This window comes from Lysinibacillus sp. GW821-FHT14F06, assembly GCF_058803665.1.
On record NZ_JBXAPF010000008.1, the window covers coordinates 75,708 to 96,327 of the forward strand.

20 protein-coding genes, 1 pseudogene and 2 riboswitches are annotated in these 20,620 nt (G+C 34.6%); of the genes and pseudogenes, 19 read left to right on the forward strand and 2 right to left on the reverse strand.

The features are described from left to right. The first annotated feature begins 69 nt into the window (after nucleotides 1-69). The 13 genes and pseudogenes from AC1RNS_RS09850 (at nucleotide 70) to AC1RNS_RS09910 (ending at nucleotide 13,006) form a co-directional block, all read left to right on the forward strand. Complete coding sequence (locus AC1RNS_RS09850) at nucleotides 70-549, forward strand: zinc ribbon domain-containing protein (RefSeq protein ID WP_492992270.1); 480 nt, start codon at nucleotides 70-72, stop codon at nucleotides 547-549. Between the two features lie 144 nt (nucleotides 550-693). Beyond that, nucleotides 694-918, forward strand: a complete 225-nt coding sequence (locus AC1RNS_RS09855) for a transcriptional regulator (RefSeq protein ID WP_492992271.1) — start codon at nucleotides 694-696, stop codon at nucleotides 916-918. Beyond that, complete coding sequence (locus AC1RNS_RS09860; protein WP_492992272.1) at nucleotides 915-1,256, forward strand: YhjD family protein; 342 nt, start codon at nucleotides 915-917, stop codon at nucleotides 1,254-1,256. The genes AC1RNS_RS09855 and AC1RNS_RS09860 overlap by 4 nt, the downstream gene beginning before the upstream one ends. A 199-nt stretch (nucleotides 1,257-1,455) precedes the next feature. Continuing rightward, nucleotides 1,456-1,668 carry a type II toxin-antitoxin system HicA family toxin gene (locus tag AC1RNS_RS09865; protein ID WP_492992273.1) on the forward strand — a complete coding sequence of 71 codons (213 nt, stop codon included), beginning with the start codon at nucleotides 1,456-1,458 and terminating at the stop codon, nucleotides 1,666-1,668. Nucleotides 1,669-1,773: 105 nt separating this feature from the next. Then, nucleotides 1,774-2,208, forward strand: a complete 435-nt coding sequence (locus AC1RNS_RS09870) for a type II toxin-antitoxin system HicB family antitoxin (RefSeq protein WP_492992274.1) — start codon at nucleotides 1,774-1,776, stop codon at nucleotides 2,206-2,208. Nucleotides 2,209-2,405: 197 nt separating this feature from the next. Then, the gene (locus AC1RNS_RS09875; protein ID WP_492992275.1) at nucleotides 2,406-3,479 is read left to right on the forward strand and encodes a hypothetical protein; all 1,074 of its coding nucleotides are present in this window, start codon (nucleotides 2,406-2,408) and stop codon (nucleotides 3,477-3,479) included. Nucleotides 3,480-3,869: 390 nt separating this feature from the next. Next, nucleotides 3,870-5,822, forward strand: a complete 1,953-nt coding sequence (gene ltaS, locus AC1RNS_RS09880) for a lipoteichoic acid synthase (protein ID WP_492992276.1) — start codon at nucleotides 3,870-3,872, stop codon at nucleotides 5,820-5,822. Nucleotides 5,823-6,190: 368 nt separating this feature from the next. Continuing rightward, nucleotides 6,191-7,153, forward strand: a complete 963-nt coding sequence (locus AC1RNS_RS09885) for a tRNA dihydrouridine synthase (protein WP_492992277.1) — start codon at nucleotides 6,191-6,193, stop codon at nucleotides 7,151-7,153. 175 nt (nucleotides 7,154-7,328) lie between these two features. After that, nucleotides 7,329-7,415, forward strand: a riboswitch (cyclic di-GMP riboswitch). Between the two features lie 182 nt (nucleotides 7,416-7,597). Next, complete coding sequence (locus AC1RNS_RS09890) at nucleotides 7,598-7,972, forward strand: hypothetical protein (protein ID WP_492992279.1); 375 nt, start codon at nucleotides 7,598-7,600, stop codon at nucleotides 7,970-7,972. Between the two features lie 43 nt (nucleotides 7,973-8,015). After that, nucleotides 8,016-8,729, forward strand: coding sequence for a hypothetical protein (locus AC1RNS_RS09895; RefSeq protein ID WP_492992280.1), 714 nt, complete (start codon nucleotides 8,016-8,018; stop codon nucleotides 8,727-8,729). 42 nt (nucleotides 8,730-8,771) lie between these two features. Beyond that, entirely contained in the window at nucleotides 8,772-9,869 is a 1,098-nt protein-coding gene (locus tag AC1RNS_RS09900) for a methyl-accepting chemotaxis protein (RefSeq protein WP_492992282.1), read from the forward strand. A gap of 260 nt (nucleotides 9,870-10,129) precedes the next feature. Continuing rightward, on the forward strand, nucleotides 10,130-11,488 hold the full coding sequence (locus AC1RNS_RS09905; protein WP_492992283.1) for a S1C family serine protease: 1,359 nt from the start codon (nucleotides 10,130-10,132) through the stop codon (nucleotides 11,486-11,488). Between the two features lie 315 nt (nucleotides 11,489-11,803). Continuing rightward, nucleotides 11,804-13,006: pseudogene (locus AC1RNS_RS09910) on the forward strand (MFS transporter). Nucleotides 13,007-13,066: 60 nt separating this feature from the next. Here AC1RNS_RS09910 and AC1RNS_RS09915 read toward each other — a convergent pair. After that, a complete protein-coding gene (locus AC1RNS_RS09915) occupies nucleotides 13,067-13,264 on the reverse strand; it encodes an alpha/beta-type small acid-soluble spore protein (RefSeq protein ID WP_285399819.1) in 198 nt (65 codons plus the stop codon). Nucleotides 13,265-13,453: 189 nt separating this feature from the next. Between AC1RNS_RS09915 and AC1RNS_RS09920 the strand changes: the two genes are divergently transcribed. From AC1RNS_RS09920 to AC1RNS_RS09945, 6 genes are all read left to right on the forward strand, one after another. Beyond that, on the forward strand, nucleotides 13,454-13,948 hold the full coding sequence (locus tag AC1RNS_RS09920) for a YehS family protein (protein WP_492992284.1): 495 nt from the start codon (nucleotides 13,454-13,456) through the stop codon (nucleotides 13,946-13,948). A gap of 219 nt (nucleotides 13,949-14,167) precedes the next feature. Further along, nucleotides 14,168-14,362, forward strand: coding sequence for a hypothetical protein (locus tag AC1RNS_RS09925; RefSeq protein WP_492992285.1), 195 nt, complete (start codon nucleotides 14,168-14,170; stop codon nucleotides 14,360-14,362). 212 nt (nucleotides 14,363-14,574) lie between these two features. Then, nucleotides 14,575-14,660: riboswitch (cyclic di-GMP riboswitch) on the forward strand. Nucleotides 14,661-14,766: 106 nt separating this feature from the next. Continuing rightward, nucleotides 14,767-16,524 carry a methyl-accepting chemotaxis protein gene (locus tag AC1RNS_RS09930; RefSeq protein WP_492992286.1) on the forward strand — a complete coding sequence of 586 codons (1,758 nt, stop codon included), beginning with the start codon at nucleotides 14,767-14,769 and terminating at the stop codon, nucleotides 16,522-16,524. Next, nucleotides 16,508-17,260 carry an SDR family NAD(P)-dependent oxidoreductase gene (locus AC1RNS_RS09935; RefSeq protein WP_492992288.1) on the forward strand — a complete coding sequence of 251 codons (753 nt, stop codon included), beginning with the start codon at nucleotides 16,508-16,510 and terminating at the stop codon, nucleotides 17,258-17,260. Before AC1RNS_RS09930 ends, AC1RNS_RS09935 begins: the two co-directional genes overlap by 17 nt. A 25-nt stretch (nucleotides 17,261-17,285) precedes the next feature. Further along, nucleotides 17,286-18,782: a sodium:solute symporter family protein gene (locus tag AC1RNS_RS09940; RefSeq protein ID WP_492992289.1), complete on the forward strand. Its 1,497-nt coding sequence runs from the start codon at nucleotides 17,286-17,288 to the stop codon at nucleotides 18,780-18,782. 566 nt (nucleotides 18,783-19,348) lie between these two features. Next, nucleotides 19,349-20,032: a hypothetical protein gene (locus AC1RNS_RS09945; protein WP_492992290.1), complete on the forward strand. Its 684-nt coding sequence runs from the start codon at nucleotides 19,349-19,351 to the stop codon at nucleotides 20,030-20,032. Nucleotides 20,033-20,051: 19 nt separating this feature from the next. Here the strand turns inward: AC1RNS_RS09945 and AC1RNS_RS09950 are convergent, their stop codons facing one another. After that, nucleotides 20,052-20,576 (reverse strand): ribosomal eL19 family protein, encoded by a 525-nt coding sequence (locus AC1RNS_RS09950; RefSeq protein ID WP_492992291.1) that lies wholly within the window; start codon nucleotides 20,574-20,576, stop codon nucleotides 20,052-20,054. Between the last annotated feature and the right edge of the window lie 44 nt (nucleotides 20,577-20,620).

Consider the following 20,620-nt stretch of genomic DNA (forward strand, 5'->3'; position numbering starts at 1 on the left):
ATTTAAATTATTGGTATATTTAGTAATTAGAAGTATACTTATAATAGCAAATATTAGGAGCGATGAAGCATGGTTAAAGCATTAAATTGTCCAAACTGTGCTGCAGTATTTGACCCAAAACAAAATAACTGTGAATACTGTGGTAGTTACATCATTACGTCAGAAGCAAAACAGATTACCTTCGATTTAAAAGATTTCAAACCAACCTATAAAAAAATCTTTTTCCATGAAATTGAGATGGGCGTAAATGAATTACCAATACGTTCAGGTATGGCTAATATATATTATAGTGCAACTAAATCTGATGGAGGTCGTTTGTTATTAACAAATCAACGTCTGATTTTTTGTGCCCATGCCTTAAATATTAATCCAAATCTATATTGGGAATTAAGTTTAAAAGAAGTAAATCGAGCAGAACTAGGTTTAAATCTCCTTATCTCTCAAAGAGTGAAGATTCTAGATTTTAAAGGTAATGAAACAACCTTCGTAGTATATGGCGGAAAAAGTTGGATAGACGAAATCGAACGAGCTTTACATACAATAAAATAAAATTTAGGAATCAAATAGACCAGGGTCATTTTCAAAATGAACACCTGGTTTTTTATTTTGCTCAGAAATTACCACTTGATAAAATGCAAACGTTTGTTCTAAAATATATACAAACAAACGTTCTTGTAAAAGGAGTGTAGAAGAATGAAAGAACAATTAGTTAAAGCAATGCAACGTAATCAATTTGTAAATATGATGTACATGGCTCGGGATGGCAAAATATCAAAACGTCGTATAAGGATTATTAAGATTGTTGGTGATTCGTTTCAAGCATTTTGTTTTACAAGACATGCTAAACGTACATTTATTATCAGTAATGTTTTAGCGATTGTTCCCATTCTTCATAAGGAGCAGGAAGCTATTATATGATTAAATACGATCAGCAAAGACTATTGCACAAATTTGTATTATTGGATCTGGCCATTCAGTCGTTACAGCGAGATTTTTCGGTTATAGAAAATTTAAAAATGGTGAAAGTGTATGCTCCGATTATAGAAAATTTATTGAAGGCTATAAGTAGTGATCACTACACCATAAAAAGAGAATTAGCAAAAGAAAAAATAAAAATAGTAAAGTGGGAGAAGATTGATGAATACTTTAGCGACTTGACTGTTACGACACCAGGAGAGGACGAAGTATTACGCTATGCCAACCAAGCGTTAAAAACGCAAGTGGAAGAATTACTATTAAGCCATATAAACAAATGACCAGGACTCATTTCAAAATGAGTACCTGGTCTTTTTTTCGTTTTATAAAAGGGATTAAATAATTTATATTTCATACCCATCAATTTAATATATTTCCTTATTTGATAAACACGCATAAAAAACACGTATTATTTTTAGGGAAACTATTTACACGCATCATTAATGCGTGTTATAATTAGTGCAGAAAGGAGGTAAGGTAATGGGAAAGCAAGTAACTACAAGAGAAGTTCTCCAAAAACTAAAGAAAAGTGGATTCATCAAATCGCCTCAAAAAGGGAAAGGTAGTCATCAGAGATACATACATAAAGATGACCCAACAAGATTTGCAGACATAAGTGTAAAAGCTGATGGTCGATTGATTCCATTAGGCACACTTAAAAGTATTGAGCAGACTTCAGGGGTTAAGTTCTAACCCCACTCTGCTTTACCCATTGCCTTGCCTTATTGTAAACTGCCTTAAATTCACTTAAGGTTAATTAAATAACTACAAAAATTTAATTAGAAATGAGGTATTAAATTGAGTTACTCAAACCATTTTGTTTATCCGGTCGTGGTTGAAACTGCTGACGATGGTGGTTTAGGAATGTACTTTCCTGATTTTCCTGGTACAGCTATTTTAGCTGACAATATTACAGAAGGTATCCAAGAAGCGAAAGATATGTTAGCTTATCGTATTCTTGAAGTAGAGGAGAATTCTATACATCTTCCTGTTCCTTCAAATCCTGCCGATATAGAATTACATGCAGTAACAGATCGAATTGTCTTTATTGATGTGTATATGCCACCATTTCGTAATGAATCAGCTAATAAAGCTGTTACAAAGAACTGTACACTACCAAGATGGTTACGAGATGCTGCAGAGGATGCAGGATTAAACTTTTCGCATATATTACAAGCATCACTTAAAGATGCTTTAGGATTAGATCAAAACGATAAAAAAGCAGCCAATTAGGTTGCTTTTTGTTTTGAGTAAAAAAGTCATAATAAAAGACCACTCTGATTTGTGCTTTATTGATTAATACTTTTTATCACTGGTTAGAGAAAAGAAGTTGTTCAAAATAATGATATTAAAATGGATTGGAAATACATTCTTGTGAGTATGTATGATAGTATAGTTTTTATATATTCTTGTGAAAGGGAGGAATTTAATTGGGTAAAATTAGGGATTTGTGTAATCAGGGGTTCACAATACCAGATTTGAATAGGAAATATGAATCAATAGCATTTTCGACTTTGAAAATAGCTTTAAAATCATATTTTTCAACCTACCAAAGTATGTCTCATAAAGGATCAAATTTAGTAGAGTTAAAAGATAATGAACATACTCCTGAATATATTGTAAATTATTTTGAAACAATCATTCATTTTCAACATTTCTTTGAATTAATCATTATAGATAATTTAAAAGAGAGAAACCTCTTATCAACTATTGATCAAGAACATTATATAAACATAAATGAAAAAAAAGAGATAGTAGAGAAAATAAAAAATGGGCAAGAAGTGTCAAATTTAGAATTAGAAGAATTAATCACTACAAGGTATATAAAATTATTGAAGAAACTTAAAAAACTAAATTTAAATGAATTATCTTTTTTCAAGGATCCAAGTACTCAGGAAGTATTAAAACAATTAGCATATTTAAGAAATAAAATACTACATAGAGGTAGTTTTATTTTAATATACAAAGACCTGGATATGTTTATTGGTAAATACATTTTACCTATTGTAATAAAAATTATTAGTTTGCAAAAATATTCAGAGTTAAAAAGATTTTGGATATATAGACAGAATGAATTAAAGATTGATCCTATTGATAAGATTATTAACACTTTTAGAGGTAAAAACCCAAGCTCAAATCACATAGCATTTTTAAAAGAAATGGGGCGTGCTGCCTACCATAATCCACATTCTCATGGATTTGGTTATTTGAAACCGAAAATTGCTAATAACGCGATAGAACTAGCTAATAAAGCAGTTCAACATGAGGATAAAGGTAGTTATATTATTGAATGCCCTGTGTGTAGTACAAAATCATTAGTAAAAAGTTTTGAGTATAACTTTGAAAAGGAAGATTTTGAAAGTAAAAAAGTAAAATGTTATTGTTGTAGTTTCGAGCTCCAATCTTCAGGAATGAAAAATCCAAAAGAATATGGTTATGATGAAATAGATGATTTTTGGTATAAAGAAAAACTTGAAGGGGATAAGAATAAGACCACTCAATGATTGAAGTGGTCTTGCTACAATTATCGCCAAAAATTACAATCTCATTTTTAGTATTCGGGTTTTAAAACCATGTTGCAAATACATTCCACCCATTGTGAAGCAGTGGCATGGTTGAGCTTAACAGAGATATAAAAGTAAAATATATGGAATAAAATACCTTGCAAATGTTTGTTAAAAAACTAACATTTGCAAGGTATTTTTTTATGACAAGATTTATATGAATTAGCAATAATTATACTATTTGTCTTTTACGCTATTAACAACTTGACAGAAATCTAAATGGGGAGTAAGCTACATAAGCTGCAAAAAAAGTTATTGTGAAGTAACATTTTTTAAAATGCAATACTTATTTTAGATTTAAATTTAGATAAGTAAAAGGCAGGTGCAAAAATGAGAAATCTAGTAAGTAAAAAAGATGATCTATTACACAACTTTTTAGGAATATATTTATTAGCTGTTTTAATGCTATGGATTAAAACATATATCAGTCAACTATCACAATTTGACCTAGGCGTGGAAGGAGTTATTCAACAATTCCTTTTACTAATAAATCCACTAGGCTCGGCAATGCTATTTCTAGGATTTTCATTTTTATTTAGAGGAAAACGAAAATATACATCACTAGTTGTAATTTACACTTTGATGTCTATTGTTTTATATGCCAATATTGTTTATTACCGATTCTTTAGTGATTTCATTACATTACCTACACTTTCTCAAACGCAGAACTTCGGGGATTTAGGAGGTAGTGTTCTTTCTTTACTAAAGCCTTATGATATCTTGTTCTTTGTCGATGTATTTGTCATGTTTTATCTACGATTTTCAAGAAAAATACAAAAAGATACTCAGCGTTTTGGCTATAAAAAAGCAATGACAATCATTGCATTTGCATTAGTAGTATCAATCGTAAATTTAGGACTAGCTGAAACTAGTCGTCCACAGCTATTAACGCGTGGTTTTGATAGAAACTATATTGTGAAATATCTAGGAATGTATAACTATACGATTTATGATTCAGTAGAAACGATGAAAGCATCTTCTCAGAGGGCTTTGGCGGATAGTAGTGATATTACAGAAGTGATTAACTATACAAAATCGAACTACGCCAAACCTAATGCAGAATACTTTGGTGCAGCAAAAGGAATGAACGTTATCTATTTACATTTAGAATCATTCCAAAACTTCCTTATCAACTATAAATTAAACGGTGAAGAAGTGACACCATTTTTAAATTTATTAACGAAAGATAAGAATACAATTTATTTTGATAATTTCTTCCATCAAACAGGTCAAGGTAAAACGTCCGATGCAGAATTTATGTTGGAAAATTCTTTATTTGGGTTACCACAAGGTTCAGCTTATATAACAAAAGCACAAAATACGTATCAGGCAGCTCCGAGTATTTTAAAAGATTATGGTTATACATCGGCAGTATTCCATGGTAATAACGGAAGCTTCTGGAACCGAAATGTCATTTATAAATCATTTGGATACGACAAATTCTTTGATGCTAGTTATTATAATACGGGTTCTTCAGATGATATGGCCGAATATGGTGTGTTAGATAAACCTTTCTTTGAACAATCTCAAAGTCTTTTAAGTTCCTTACCACAACCTTTTTATACAAAATTAATTACGGTAGGGAATCACTATCCATATAAAATGGATCAAAACTTAGTAACGATTGATAAAGCTAATACTGGAGATCCAAGTGTTGATAATTATTTCCAAACTGCTCGTTATGCCGATGAAGCAATCGAACAGGTCTTCAATCAATTAAAAGAATTAGGCTTATATGAGAATACGATGATTGTTCTTTATGGTGACCATTACGGAATTTCCGATAATCATAATGCAGCGATGGAACAAGTGATTGGGAAAGAAATTACACCATATGAAAGTACTAATTTACAACGTGTGCCATTATTTATACATGTTCCAGGAATGCAAGGTGGAACTAACCATACTTATGGGGGTCAAATAGACCTTCTTCCGACGCTATTACATTTACAAGGAATTGATACGCAAAAATTTGTTCAATTTGGCTCAGACTTATTATCAGAAGAACATAATGAAATTGTGCCATTTAGAAATGGAGATTTTGTTAGCCCTACGATTTATTCAATTAATGAAAAATATTATGATAATAAAACAGGTTTACTACTGGATGACAGTCAATTAGAGTCTGCGAAAGCTATCAAAAATGAAGTAGATCGTAAATTGGAATTGTCTGATAAAGTCGTGAATGGTGATTTATTGAGATTCTATACGCCAACAGGTTATACTCCAGTTGATCCTTCTCAGTATAATTACTCCAAAGATGAGAATGTAGAATCGAATTAATAGTTACAATTTGCTTGGCAGTTCAAGAAAATGTGTTTGATATCAAAGAGTTTATCATCTGATTGCTTTATAATATCTTACTGTTATCTTGAATTGCCTTTTATTTTTAGATAAGAAATAAAAGGCATTCGATACTTTGTGAAGCTGTGTCGTGGTTGGAGTTGACGTAATAGAAAAGCAGTTGATATAGAATAATCTATACCATCTGCTTTTTGCGATTTTCACAATAGTTTTTCACAAATTATAAATGTCCAAAAGTACTTGTGTTTGATAATAAGTTATGAAGCATGTTATAAGTGTAAAAGAAGCTTTATATTTTTTAACCGAGAGTTTGAAGTTGTATTATAGTGAGAGGATTTGGATTTGAAATGATAGATAATTTTTGGCGTGATTTACCACGACCATTTTTTGTGCTTGCACCAATGGAAGATGTGACAGATGTTGTTTTTCGTCACGTAGTAAACGAAGCTGGCCGACCGGATGTATTTTTCACAGAGTTTACAAACTCGGATAGCTATTGTCATCCAGAGGGCATGAAAAGTGTGCGTGGTCGTTTGATTTTTACAGAAGATGAACAGCCAATGGTGGCACATATTTGGGGGGATAATCCTGAATATTTCCGTCAAATGAGTGTTGGTATGGCAGAGCTAGGATTTAAAGGTATCGATATTAATATGGGCTGCCCTGTACCGAATGTGGCATCAAGAGGGAAAGGTAGTGGCTTGATTCTGCGTCCAGATGTTGCAGCAGAACTTATACAAGCAGCTAAAGCGGGAGGATTGCCTGTCAGTGTGAAAACACGACTTGGCTATAACGATGTAAACGAGTGGGAGCAGTGGCTAACACATATTTTAAAACAGGATATTGCAAATCTTTCTATTCATTTACGAACAAGAAAGGAAATGAGCCAAGTAGATGCACATTGGGAGCTCATTCCTGTAATCAAAAAATTACGTGACCGTATCGCACCAAACACACTACTAACAATCAATGGAGATATTCCTGATCGTCAAACTGGGCTAAAGCTTGCTGAACAATATGATGTTGATGGCGTAATGATTGGGCGAGGTATTTTTAAAAATCCTTTTGCTTTTGAAAAAGAGCCAAGAGAACATAGTAGTAAAGAACACCTTGATCTTTTAAGACTACAGCTTGATCTTCAAGATCAATATGCAGAAGTACTACCACGTTCAATCACTGGGCTTCATCGCTTTTTCAAAATTTATGTAAAAGGATTCCCTGGAGCTGCTGAACTCAGAAATCAACTGATGAATACGAAATCAACAGATGAAGTGCGTGCATTGCTTGATAACTTTGAAAAAGAATGTTGATGTTAGACAGTGAAATGATATAACTTTTTAGAAAGTGTTTGAGAAAAAATAAATGTAAAAACACTTCTAAATCCTGATGTTATTAGGAGTAAATTACTAAATGTCGACAAAAATTGACAAGTCCTTTATAATGTAATTGTAATATATCAATGTGATGTTAGTATTGTTTTTATAAAATTGAAAAAGGCAAACTTATCGAAAGGTAAGGACGCAAAGCTACGAGTCTAAAATCCCCTTGGATAATGATAGTCGGGTTGCCAAGATAATAAGTGTTTTTTGGCTATCCTAATTATGTTCAGGGATAGTTTTTTTGTGGGAAAAATGAATGGACAGATGCCAATCAATCGTAGAGACAGATGTAATTATATTGAAATCTATGTATTTAGTGATATTTATAGAATAATACTAACAGTATCAAATAAAGTTATAAAAAGGAGATCTGAGATGATAGTCGTTGATAAAGAGAAATATAAAATGGCGATTTATGAGGCAAAAAAAGAAGTTCACGTCCAAGTGATAGGGTTTATTAAAGCAGCCCTTGTAGAGCAATATTTAAAAGATTTGGAAGAGACAGTGGCTAGAGTACAGAAAAATACATATATATTAGTTTTTGATGCAACTTATCAATCACCCCTTCCTTCAAAGGTTTCAACAGAGCTAGGAGAAACACTTATGTTTTATGCATCCCTAGGCTTCAAAGAAATATTTATTGTTAACCCAGCCTCTAAAATTGCATATGTGCAAGTACGAAATGCTTTAGAGACAGTTAATTTTCCAGGAACAGTAGTCGACAATGTTTCGCAATTACCGATTCGTTAATCATTAAATAGCTATAGTCACATTTTGAAAAGAGGAATTTACGATGCAAACAATTCAAGAATTATATACATATGAAATCCTTACAAAGGACCAACCAGATTTAATTGAAAAGGCAGCAGAATGTTTAGCAAAAACATTTATTGGAGTAGATGTTGCTGGCAAATGGGTGCAAGAGCCGATTATCGGGTACGCCCTACAACTCCCTTACGAAGATTTCTATCAATTTACAAAGGAATATATTGAAGCAAATGTTCATCAGGGATACTGTGCTATTGCACTAGATAAAGAGCAAAAAGTCGTAGGCGCATTAGTTGGAGATACGAATGTCCTTGAAATTATGGAAGAGGATATTTTTGAAGGCACTTTTGTTAATATGAATATAGTCATGCATGTATTAGAGGATATTGATGAACGTTTCCTAGAAGATTATAAAAAACGTTATGGGAAAGATATGGAGGATGGAGAGGTATTACATTTATTTTTATTAGGTGTAATTGCTGAGCATAACCGTCAGGATATTGTACAAGGCTTAGGCGATATATTAGTAAAACGAGCAACAGAAGAAGGCTTAAGATTAGTATTAGGTGAAGCAACCAATCCAAAGTCAATGCGTTTAATGGAGAAGTATCATGGTCTGACAAAATATGTAGATATAGAAGGGAATTTTATTGTTCATAAATATGAAAGCAATGAACATCTAAACAGTATTCCATCGACTGTTGCAGACGGAATTTACATCATTGTAAAAGAACTATAAAATTTCATCACTAATACGTTAGTAGAATAGGAGATTTTTTTCATGGAAGCCATTATGCTAGGGATTATTGTAGTTTTAATATGTACATCTTTGTATTTTGCTTACCGCTATTTTTCACTTAAACGTCATGCCCATCTAAATAATGATGAACTAAATGGAATGAACGAATTATCAGCGGGTCAAGTGGGTGAACAATTTTATAAATTTGCAAAAAATGTTAATGATAAAGGTGAAAATCTTTCTGAACATGGAGAATACGCAACTGAGAAGGCTGATACTGTAAGGGCAGCAATCGATGAAGTCGGTAAAGGTTTAAAAAAGCAACTTGTTGCTACTGAAGAAAGCTCTACTTCTATCGAAGACATCACAGTGGCTATTGAAGAACTGTCTATAAGATCAAATCAAATTTCTGAACAATCGAATACGACGTTAGAATTAACGCAAGAAGGTAACGATAAGTTAAAAGAATCGCTGGTGAAAATGGAGCAATTTAATCAAACGATTAATACGACATTTGATGCAATTAATACACTTGGAGAAAAATCGTACGAAATTGGAAACATTGTTAAAGTAATTACTGGAATTTCAGACCAAATAAATTTATTAGCATTGAATGCAGCTATCGAAGCAGCCCGTGCAGGTGAACACGGTAAAGGGTTTGCAGTAGTTGCTGATGAAGTTCGTAAATTAGCTGAACAGTCGCGTCAGTCAGCCGATGAAGTTTCAAATATTGTAAAAAATATTCAAGATGAGACGAACAAAGTCGTAACTTCAATGAAGCAAGGAACAGAAGAGTTTGAACAAACAAATACAAAAATTCTAGATATCGGAAAGATGTTCGAAAAAATTGTAGATACTACAAAAATTATTGCTGAAAATAATGCCAATTCATCTGCAAGTACAGAAGAATTATCTTCAAGCTCTCTACAAATTGTGGCAGCTATGAAGGATATCTCTTTTATTTCTCGAGAGTCAGTTGAAATGTTTGAAGAGTTAGTTGGAATTAGCGATGATGAGTTAAATACAATGGAAAAACTAGTTCAAGAAGCAGAGCATCTTGTAGATTTAAAAAATGATGCAGAAAAAATACTTCTTTCATTAAACCGTGGTGTTGAAACTGTAGAAGCTAGAGCGGTATAAGAGGCTAATTAGGTGCCATTTCACAAAGAGAATTGCTAACAGTTAGTATGTCAACGGGATAGTTAAAAGGCGCTTTTATGATTGCCGAAATATTTAACGTTTAAGAAAGTAGTTTACTCAATGTTCAATTAAGCAAGAACGAGTCCAAATAGGGGGATTCGTTCTTTTTCATTTAATTGAAAAAAGGATTTAGAGAAATAGAAGAGAATTGTATATAAGTGCCAAATCTAAATTTACATGCTTATAGGAGTTGTATAGATATGATTGTGACAACTAGACCTTTAAAAATTAAATATAAAAAGCCAGACAATCCTCTTCAGGAATTTATGCAAAATATCCAATACAATAGCTCCCTTACAAAGGAAGTTGTTTTTCTACGATATATTGGTATACCCGATTCTGTAGATCTTTATATGAAAGACATTTTAAAAATGGATGAGTATTTTTATACTAAGAAGCAAAGTATGCTTTATTTACGATTACATAAACTTGAGGTCATTACCAATAAAAAAGATGTAGATCGATTTGCGGAGCTTTGGAGAAATTGGCAAGCCGTCGTTGATAACCCTCCTTTACTTTATAAGACATCTTTATGCAGTAAACTAAAGAAAGATCATCTTGAATGGACAAAAAAACTTAGCTTTAAAGAAGTCATCCAAATGTATAAAGAAAATCAACCAAACGCCAATGATACTTTATTAAAAAATTTTGCAGTAAAATTTTTATACTGGATGGATTATTATTTGCCTCAAATTTTTTCTGAAGATAACCAAACGGTGCAGAAAATTGTTTTTATTGGTAACATCACTCAGCATGAATTATTATTCTTATATTTTTTATCGACACTTGGTTGTGATATCTGTTATATGAATCCTAAAGAAGATATTCCAAATTTGCCTCCAATTATAGCAACGTCATCTACTTTATATAAGTGTCCCGTTTTCTACGAAAAGGAAGTCGTAATACCTAAATCTCTGCCTAGGAAGAGTGCACCTCCTCAACAAACGATGATTGTTCCAGTTCGAAGTAAAACTACAGAAGAATGTAGCTATGAGCAATTAGCTTCTTTAGCCACATCTGTTGTAATGATTAAAACGTTTGGAGCGGATCACGAGGTGCTGTGCTTTGGTTCTGGTGTTGTTCTTCATCAAGATGGTTATATTTTAACAAACCTACATGTTGTGGGTGGCGGGGAATATTATTCTGTACTATATGAAAACGATACGAACGAATATATAACACATCAATTTGTGAAATATCATGATATGCATGATTTGGCCATTCTGAAAGTGGATAAACATAGCAAACCTTTACCTGTTAAAGTTGAAGGTCAATTAGTTCGAGGACAAAAAATCGTTGCTATTGGTAGTCCTCTAGGATTATTTAATTCCGTCTCTGATGGAATTGTTTCCGGTTTCCGGGATATTCGTAGTATGTCCATGATTCAATTTACAGCGGCCATATCAAATGGCAGTTCTGGTGGTGCTTTATTGGATATGCAGGGGAGATTGGTGGGGTTAATTACAGCAGGCTTTAATGATGGACAGAATCTTAACTTGGCTGTACCTGCTCATTTAATTTATCAATTTGCTCAAAATTTTATTGAATTGCCGAGCTAATTTCCACTATTAAACCATTGCTATTTCATTTGTAATCTTATAGAATGTAGAACGGTATAAATGAACGTTATAAATTCCTTTAATACAGTCCAGAGAGGCTGAAAAGGGCTCCGTGATATTTTTTGAGCGAATGAATATCTTTGCTTTGGCATGCCTTTTTGTCCTCTGTGACAGAAAGGCTTTTATTATTGTTCTATATCCCTCTTTTAATGGAAGTTCTGTGAGGCTTCAAAAGAGAATGGACAAGATACTTATAATCCATTCACTCGAATAACTAAAAGAGATAGACAACTAGAATACTGGAGGTTACAAAGAATGGATTATCGTAAAAAAACTGTAGTTGCATCGGTGGCTGGGTTAACGTTAGAAGGAATGGACATTATGTTTATTTCTTTTGCCATGACTATGATTATTGCAGAATTTAACATTGATCTTGCAACAGGTGGACTGATTTCATCCATTACGAATATTGGAATGCTGCTAGGTGGTATTATTTTCGGAGTGCTAGCAGATAAATATGGTCGGGTAAAGGTATTTACGTATACCGTGATATTGTTTGCAATCGGTACAGCTTTAACAGGATTAGCAACAAGTATTGAACAAGTTTATGTCTATAGATTTATCGCTGGTCTTGGCGCAGGCGGGGAATATGGTATTGGAATGGCGCTTGTGGCTGAGGCTTGGCCAAAGAATAAACAAGGAAGAGCTTCTTCTTATGTTAGTGTAGGGGCACAATATGGGGTTATTTTAGCAGCTTTATTGAGTGCTATCATTTTACCGACTTTTGGTTGGAGAGCTTTATTTTTTGTTGGATTATTACCAGTAATTTTTGCCTTTATCGTACGTAAAAATCTGGAGGAATCACCAGAGTGGCTTGCAACACAGAACAATGTAAACCAAAAGCAAGAGAAAGGAAAATTGGCACTATTATTTGCCTCGCCTCGTATTACAATAACGACGCTTTCTCTTATTTTAATGGCGACTGTTCAAATAGCTGGCTACAATGGCTTAATGATTTGGCTGCCATCCATGCTACAGAAATCTCAGGGGCTCTCTGTGTCAAGCTCTGCTCTTTGGACAATTAGTACCGCAGTTGGTATGATTATTGGAATGTTAACATTTGGACGGTTTATGGACAGATTTGGGGCAAAGCGTGCTTTTGGTATCTTTTTACTTGCCTCTGCTTGTGCCTAATTCCTTTATTCCTTTGCGACTGGTGCAGCAGCGATATTAATCGGAGGTGCGATTGTTGGCTTCTTCTCAAATGGAATGTTTGCTGGGTATGGAGCTTTAATTAGTAGCTTCTATCCTGTGCAAATTCGCAGTACAGCAACAAATACAATTTTTAACTTCGGTAGAGCAATAGGTGGTTTCTCACCTATCTTTGTTGGCTATATTCTTCAAAGCTATGATATGACGATTGTAATGATCTATTTAGCTATCTTATACTGTATTTCCTTTATAGTGATGCTAACACTTCAGAAAGGTTCTAGCGAGATTTTACAACCAATCGATTAAATAATTACATCACGAAAGAACGAATCCTATCAAAAGGGATTCGTTCTTTTAAAATTGTTATTATAATAAACCTTTTGAACGTTTTTCTGCCATTTCTACGAGGCGCTTTGTGATTTCTCCTCCGACTGAGCCGTTTGCGCGAGAAGAGGCTTCAGGCCCTAACTGTACATTAAATTCTTGTGCGATTTCATACTTTAATTGATCAACAGCTTCTTGTACACCAGGTACCTGAAGTTTATTGGAACTACGATTAGCCATTTTGCTCACCTCCTTGTGATTAGAATGGTCGAGAGTGAGCATTTCATACATTTAACTTAGGAAAATGCATATTCTTATTACTATAGTAAAGTAACTTTGTGGAAAGGAGCTAAAAATGTGAATGTCTCTGCTATAATAAAGTGAAACTTAATTAAAATTAGTTTTTTCTAAGTAAATGGAGGTTATTAAATGACGAATAATGATATTTTAATTCGTTTAAGATATGCATTAGATATCAAAAATACAGATATGGTTAAAATTTTTAAGCTAGGTGGCATGGATTTTACAAAAGATGAAGTTCTGAACATGCTTATTAAAGTTAATGATGAGCAAGAAGCACCAGAAGAATACATCAAATGTAATAATAAAATGCTTGAGGCTTTCTTAAATGGGCTCATCACATTTAAGCGAGGATCACAGCCTTCTAAACCAGGACAAGCTGAGGGAGCACAACCGATTTCAGGAAAAGAAAGTCCAAATAATATGTTACTAAAGAAAGTAAAAATTGCTTTAGCATTAACAAGTGAGGATATGTTGAATATTTTATATGATGGTGGTGTTAATGTTTCAAAGGGTGAATTGGGCGCCATTTTAAGAAATCCAAGTCATCGCAACTATAAGGAATGTGGCGATCGATTCGTGAGAAATTTTTTAAGAGGGCTAACATATAAATATAGAGAATAAATGGATATATTAAAACAACAGCAGCTACAGTTTTGTAGCTGCTGTTTTAATAGGTAATCTTACATAAATAGCTCTATAAGGTTACAAATAAACTGCGAAAATCACAATTTTCTTATTAAAATCTAGTTGACAAAATGTGACGGAATTGTGTACACTTTAGATGACACAAAGTTGTCACAAACGGGAAAAATAAATGTTTATGAACAGAGGGGTGCTTTTATGGTTTATTTTGACATCTTATTAGTTGCTATTGCATGTGTTAGTACGCCACTCATTGTTGCAATTATATTAGACATCTTTTATGCAGAGAAAAAACAAGTTCGTTTTTCATTACGTCGTACATCAGTATGGTATTTATGTATGTTTGTTTTATCTTTTACACCAACAATCTTACTTATGACACACAACGTATAGTTTACTTTAATAGGAATAGACACTTAGGGGTAAGTGAATATAAAACATAGGAGCAGCTACAATTTTAAACTACTTGTAGCTGCTCTTTTTATGTGTTTGTGTGTCATTATAATCATTCTTTGATTGTTAATTGATGGTAAATTAGTATTAAGATATGAGTATTTTAAATTGGCTCCATTGACTACTTTTACCCATTGTGTTAATTTGAGGAGGAAAAAGATAGGCAAATCTACTGAAAAGTAGAGACGCAAAGCCACGGGTCTAAGGCAATAAATGCTATGATGGCTGGGTTGCAAAAGATTGCTAGTTACGTACATATAATGCTAGTTATATTCTTTGTTGCCTATTTCTTTTTGTGAAATAGGTTATTTTTTTATAAAAAATTCGATAAGGGGGAAGTAGTAATGAAGTTCTTAAAAAATGCTTCATTAAAAAACAAACTTTTACTAACAGTTAGCGTTATTGTTTTACTTCTAATAACTGTGATTACTACACAAAGTATTAGAGAATTAAACAATCGAATGACTGTGGATTTAGAACAAGAGTTAAAAAGTGTTGGGTTATTAACAGCCATGAATCTTGATAGTGATGAAATAAAAGTTTTATTGACTGAAAAAGGTGAAACCAACTCTAAATTTACAAAAATTCAAAAGCAACTCGATAAAATTCAAGAGGAACAAGGAATTATGAGTTGGAGCTACATATGGGATGTCAAAGATGAGGGTGGCGTCAACCCGATAGGTTATACGACAAATTTAAATGATGTGTATGAAGCAGGTGAAATTTTTACGGATTTAGCAGATGAGCATGTAGAAACAGCTAAATTGGCTATTAAAAATAACAGTACACAGGTAACTGATATTTTCCAAGATCCTTTTGGTTCATGGAGAACAGTTTTTAGTCCTATTAAGGATGATAGCGGCCAACTAATAGCATTATTGGGAATTGATTATTCTGCGGATTACATTAATACCATTATAAAAAAAAGTGTCACTAAACAGATTGTGATTGCTGTTATTGGTATTGTTATTTTATTAATTTTAGTTTACATAATTATTGATCGTTTATTAAAGCCATTAAAGAAAGTGGTGAATGTAGCCAATCAAGTGGCAAACGGTGAATTGATGAATGTTGATTTAGAAATTACGAAGGATGAAATTGGGAATTTATCTGCATCTATTCATAAGATGGTGTCCAATTTGCAACACATCATATTAAATATAAGAAATACATCAAACAATGTATCCTCAGCAGCTAATCAGCTTACAGTGCATGCAGGTGAGACCTTTAACAGTTCCACAAATATTGCTCAGGATATGAGACAAATTACACAAAATGCTGAGGCTTCTATGGTAATGACAGAAGAAACAGCGGCTGCAATGGAAGAAACAGCGACAGGCATTCAGCAAATTGCCGACTCTGCTAATACAGCAGCTGAATCATCTATTGCTGCCTCTCAAGCTTCTGAACGTGGGGATCAAGTTGTTCAGCAAGTAATTACACAGATGGAGCTAATTAACGGCTCTGTGGAACAAATCGGCACAACCATCAATGGATTACATTTCAATACGAAAAAAATTAGCGATATTGTAAGCCTAATTACTGCCATCGCAGATCAAACAAATTTACTAGCCTTGAATGCCGCTATTGAGGCAGCTAGAGCTGGAGAGCATGGAAAGGGCTTCGCGGTGGTGGCTGATGAGGTAAGACGTTTAGCAGAGCAATCATCACAATCTGCTACTGAAATTTACAATTTAATTAGTACAATTCAAGCTGATTCAAACGCTTCTATTACGGTTATGGAAAAGGGTAAAGAGGATGTAAAGGCTGGTATGGAATTTACCAATGAGGTAGGAGAAATCTTTAAGGAAATTCTCACTTCGTCTGAAGAGGTTGCAAGCCAAATTCGCGAAATATCTGCTGCGTCTCAGCAAATATCTGCTTCATCTGAGGAAGTCGCTGCATCAGTAAATAACATTAAGCAATCAGCAGAGCAGTCTTCAGAATTCTCATCAAATGTTTCAACAGCAACACAAGATCAATTGACAGCAATGCAGGAAGTAAAAGAGGCATCTTCTTCATTAGGAAAAACAGCAGAAGAATTGCAGGCACTCGTTTCAAAATTCAAATTGGAGAATGATCATTATGGAAATAAATTTTAAAGGAAAAAATGTTCTTGTTACTGGTTCAAGTAAAGGCATCGGCAAAGCTATCGCATTAGGCTTTGCCGAGCACGGTGCCAATCTCTTAATCAACTATATTGGGGATGACAAGGAAGCAGAAGAAGTTCGTACACAAGCAGAACAGTTTGGCGTGCAGGCTTTAAAATTCAATGCAGATGTATCAAATTCTCAGCAAGTGCAAAACATGTATCAATATATGGATACACATTTAGGAGCGATTGATATTCTTGTCAATAACGCCGGATTTGCTCAGGCTTCAAGTATTACAGATTTGACTGACGAGCAGTGGGATAAAATGATTAAGGTGCATTTATATGGTTGCTTCTATAATTGTCGTGAAGCAGCAAAAAGAATGAAGGAACAGAACAGTGGAAAAATTATTAATATCTCCTCTGATATTGGTAGTTTAGGCTGTGAAGAGTTTACGCATTATTCGGCTGCTAAAGGTGGAATTAACGCCTTTACAAAAGCTTTAGCCAGAGAATTAGCTCCTTCTATTCTAGTCAATGCTGTAGCTCCTAGTGGAACATTTACAGATATCCTTAAGGAATTTGGTGACAACTACGTAGAGGAAGAGTCCGCTAAATATCCTTTAAAACGATTAGCACAACCAGAGGAAATTGCAAAGAGTGTACTATTTTTAGCCTCAGAAAATGCGAATTTCTATACAGGCCAGCTTTTAACGCCTAATGGTGGTGTGGTTATGAATGGATAAAGCGAAAAACTAAGGAGCCATACTTATGTTAAATATAATCATCTTTAGCTTATACTTAATTTTTATTTATTATATTGGCTATAAAGGCTATAAGCGTGTACATACTGCTGAGGATTTAATTGTTGCTGGATGGAGCATGCCGTTATCTGTCGTAACAGGAAGCTTAGTTGCCGCTCTATTAGCCGCACCCTTCTTTTTTGCCGCTGTAGGTTCAGGCTATACAAGTGGAGGTTTTGAAGGCTCAGCAACAATGGGTGGCTTAGGCACTTGTATGATTCTTGGTGCACTCATCTGGACAAAGCCACTACGAAGATTGAAGGGATGGACATTAGCAGATTACTATGGATTACGATATGGTAGTAAGAAGCTAGGTGCATATACAGGAGTTGTGATGGCAATAGCCTTTGGTGTCTTTAATGCAGCTGCGCTAACTGTGGGTGGAACATATATTATTCAGCAGCTTTTACAAATTGATTTTGTTCCTGCCGCATTACTATTTGTATCACTAACGGCTCTTTATTCAGTGATTGGTGGGCTATGGGCAGTAGCCTATACGGAGATTGTACAGGGTGCTCTTGCAGTAGCAGGAATCTTAGGAATTACGATTTTCATTTTGTTCTATTATCCAGATGTTACATTTAATCCTGAATGGTGGAATATCAGTACATTATTCGAAAAGGCTGGAGCAGAGTTTTGGACGCTTTATCTTGTGCTAGCACTTGGCGACATTCCGGCAGTGGATTTAGGACAAAGGGTAGCTGCTGCCAAAAGCCCGAAAGTAGCACAGCTCAGTATGATTATTGCTGGATCAATTATTATTGCAATCAGTTGGATTCCTGGAATGTTAGGAGAGGCATTCAAGACCATTTATCCTAATAGTTCAAATCCAGAAACATTAATGCTTACATTTGCGCAAGGCTATTTCCCTCCATTATTAGCGGCAATCTTTTTAACAGCAATGGCTGCTATGGGAATGTCAACGGTAGCTGCATGCTATGTTGCCACTTCAGGAATTGTGACAAAAAACATTTATTTAGACTTTATTAACCGTAATCCAGATCCTAAAAAGCTATTAAGATTTTCTCGTGCTATTATTCTTGCAAGTGCTTTACTAGGCTTAGTGCTTGCAGTGAGCTTCCAAAAAGTAATTGATTTAGCGTATTTAGCATGGGATATTATATTCGTAACAATTTTCTGGCCAATTGTGCTAGGCCCCTTCTGGAAACGAGTAAGTACGCCAGCAGTTTGGGCTAGTATTTCAGTAGGACTTGTATACTATATCGTGACATCATTGACATATGTACCGAGCCTCAATATCCAATCTGAAGGTTTCTTAGGCTTATTAAACGAGTTATGGCAGGCCCCTGTCTTCTCAGGTGTTGTGATTACAGGCATTACCATCGTAGTAGTAAGCTTGCTGATACCTCCTACACAGCATGTGCTTGAAATGCATAGGATTGAACAAGATAAGAGCTTAGATGATGTAGGAAGTAAGGAAGAGTTAATGGAGCAATCTAATTAAAAAGAATCCTGTTTGTAAAGGGATTTTTAAAAACCTGAGAGAGATGATGTCTGTATTGTGCAGGCATCATCTTTTTTTAAGTCCACTTTTGATTTATTGTTTAATATAATTTTAAACCTGTTTCATCTTTAAAATGTCAAATGAACGATTCTAGAGGAGCGTTAGTTTTCGTAAGTCCATAGACACCATGTTTTTTTAAAAATACAAATATTTTTTTCTTTTTCTAAAATGGACGTATGTTGTTCATATGTTTTGGGATTAGATGTCTTTTCAAGTAGTTGCATGAACATATCGTGAGCAAGATCAATTTACATCTATGTTTATAACAATGGTGTATTGGATCCCACTAAAGTTAAGCCCCTTTATACACGTCCATGCAGAATAGATTTAAAATAGAATTAGGTAACAGTGGCAAGGCTTTGGGCTGATAACCTCATGTTTTTTTGTTGCCGATATCATGAAAATACCCATGAAATATAAGAATGAAAAGGTTATTAGTAGAATAGAATTTCTACTATGTATGATTGTAATGTTCTATCAATTATCTTTTTGAGGGTGGGATATAGATGAAAACCTTTTTTGTCTTTTTTCTAGGGATTATCTATTTATTATTAGCTAAAGCAGTTGAGTCGATTCTATTTAATAGACTGTATTTTTTTATAGGCTTAGGTCTAATTATTGTCGGAAGTGTCCATTACGTGAAAGAGCGTAATAGATATTTAAGTAGGCTAAATGATTTGAGGGATGCAAGTAAACGGGAGCTGTTGGCAATTCCCCATACACAGTGCATCCTAGCAGAGGATTGCTTAAGTGCTTTATTATTAGACGAACCGACGAATACACTTTATCTCGCAAATAGGGAAGATTTAGAAGAAGAATTGATAAAAAAAGTAATCCCCTTCAATAAAATATATGAAGTGGCAATAGTGGAAGACGAAATATTTATTGCAAGAACTAGTAATCATTTAATAAGCGGCTCTTTATTAGAGGATCAGGAGATTGAAGTAGAGGAAGTAGATGAAGATGATCCTGAGTATAATACAGTCTCTCACTTAACTTTGAAAATTGTAGCTGATAATTTATCAGATCCTATTTTAGAATATGTTTTTTTAAATCAGGAGGAGCCAATTTCTAGGGAGGAGGACGAGTACCTTGAGTCCTTAGAGCTATGTGAGAAATGGTATCAGAAGATAAGTGTGATTATCAAACGTTATGAACTTGAAAGGGTACCAATTCGCCATTGGCAATAAAATTTAAAAGCTATCTCGATTAATTAAAATAGATCGAGATAGCTTTTTCTGATAAAAAGTCGGGTAGGGCGGGAAACTGATCAGGCAACCCCATGAATTGCTCAGGCAGAACAAGAAATCGCTCAGGTGGCCCCGCAAACTGCTCGGGTAAGACAAGAAACTGCTCAGGTGGCCTGGCGAACTGCTCGGGTAGCCCCGCAAACCGCTCAGGTAAGACAAGAAACTGCTCAGGTGGCCCCGCAAACCGCTCAGGTAAGACAAGAAACTGCTCAGGTGGCCTCGCGAACTGCTCAGACAGGGCAAGAAATTGCTCGGGTAGCCCCGTAAATTGCTCGGGCAGGGCAAGAAACTGCTCGGGTAGCCTCGCAAACTGCTCGGGTGGCCCCGCAAACTGCTCGGGTAGCCCCGCAAACTGCTCGGGTAGCCCTGCAAACTGCTCGGGTAGCCCCGCAAACTGCTCGGGTAGCCCCGCAAACTGCTCGGGTAGCCCTGCAAATTGCTCGGGTAGCCCCGCAAACTGCTCGGGTAGCCCCGCAAACTGCAAGGGTAGGTAGGGCGAGAACAGCCAAGCAGTCTAAAAAATAACAG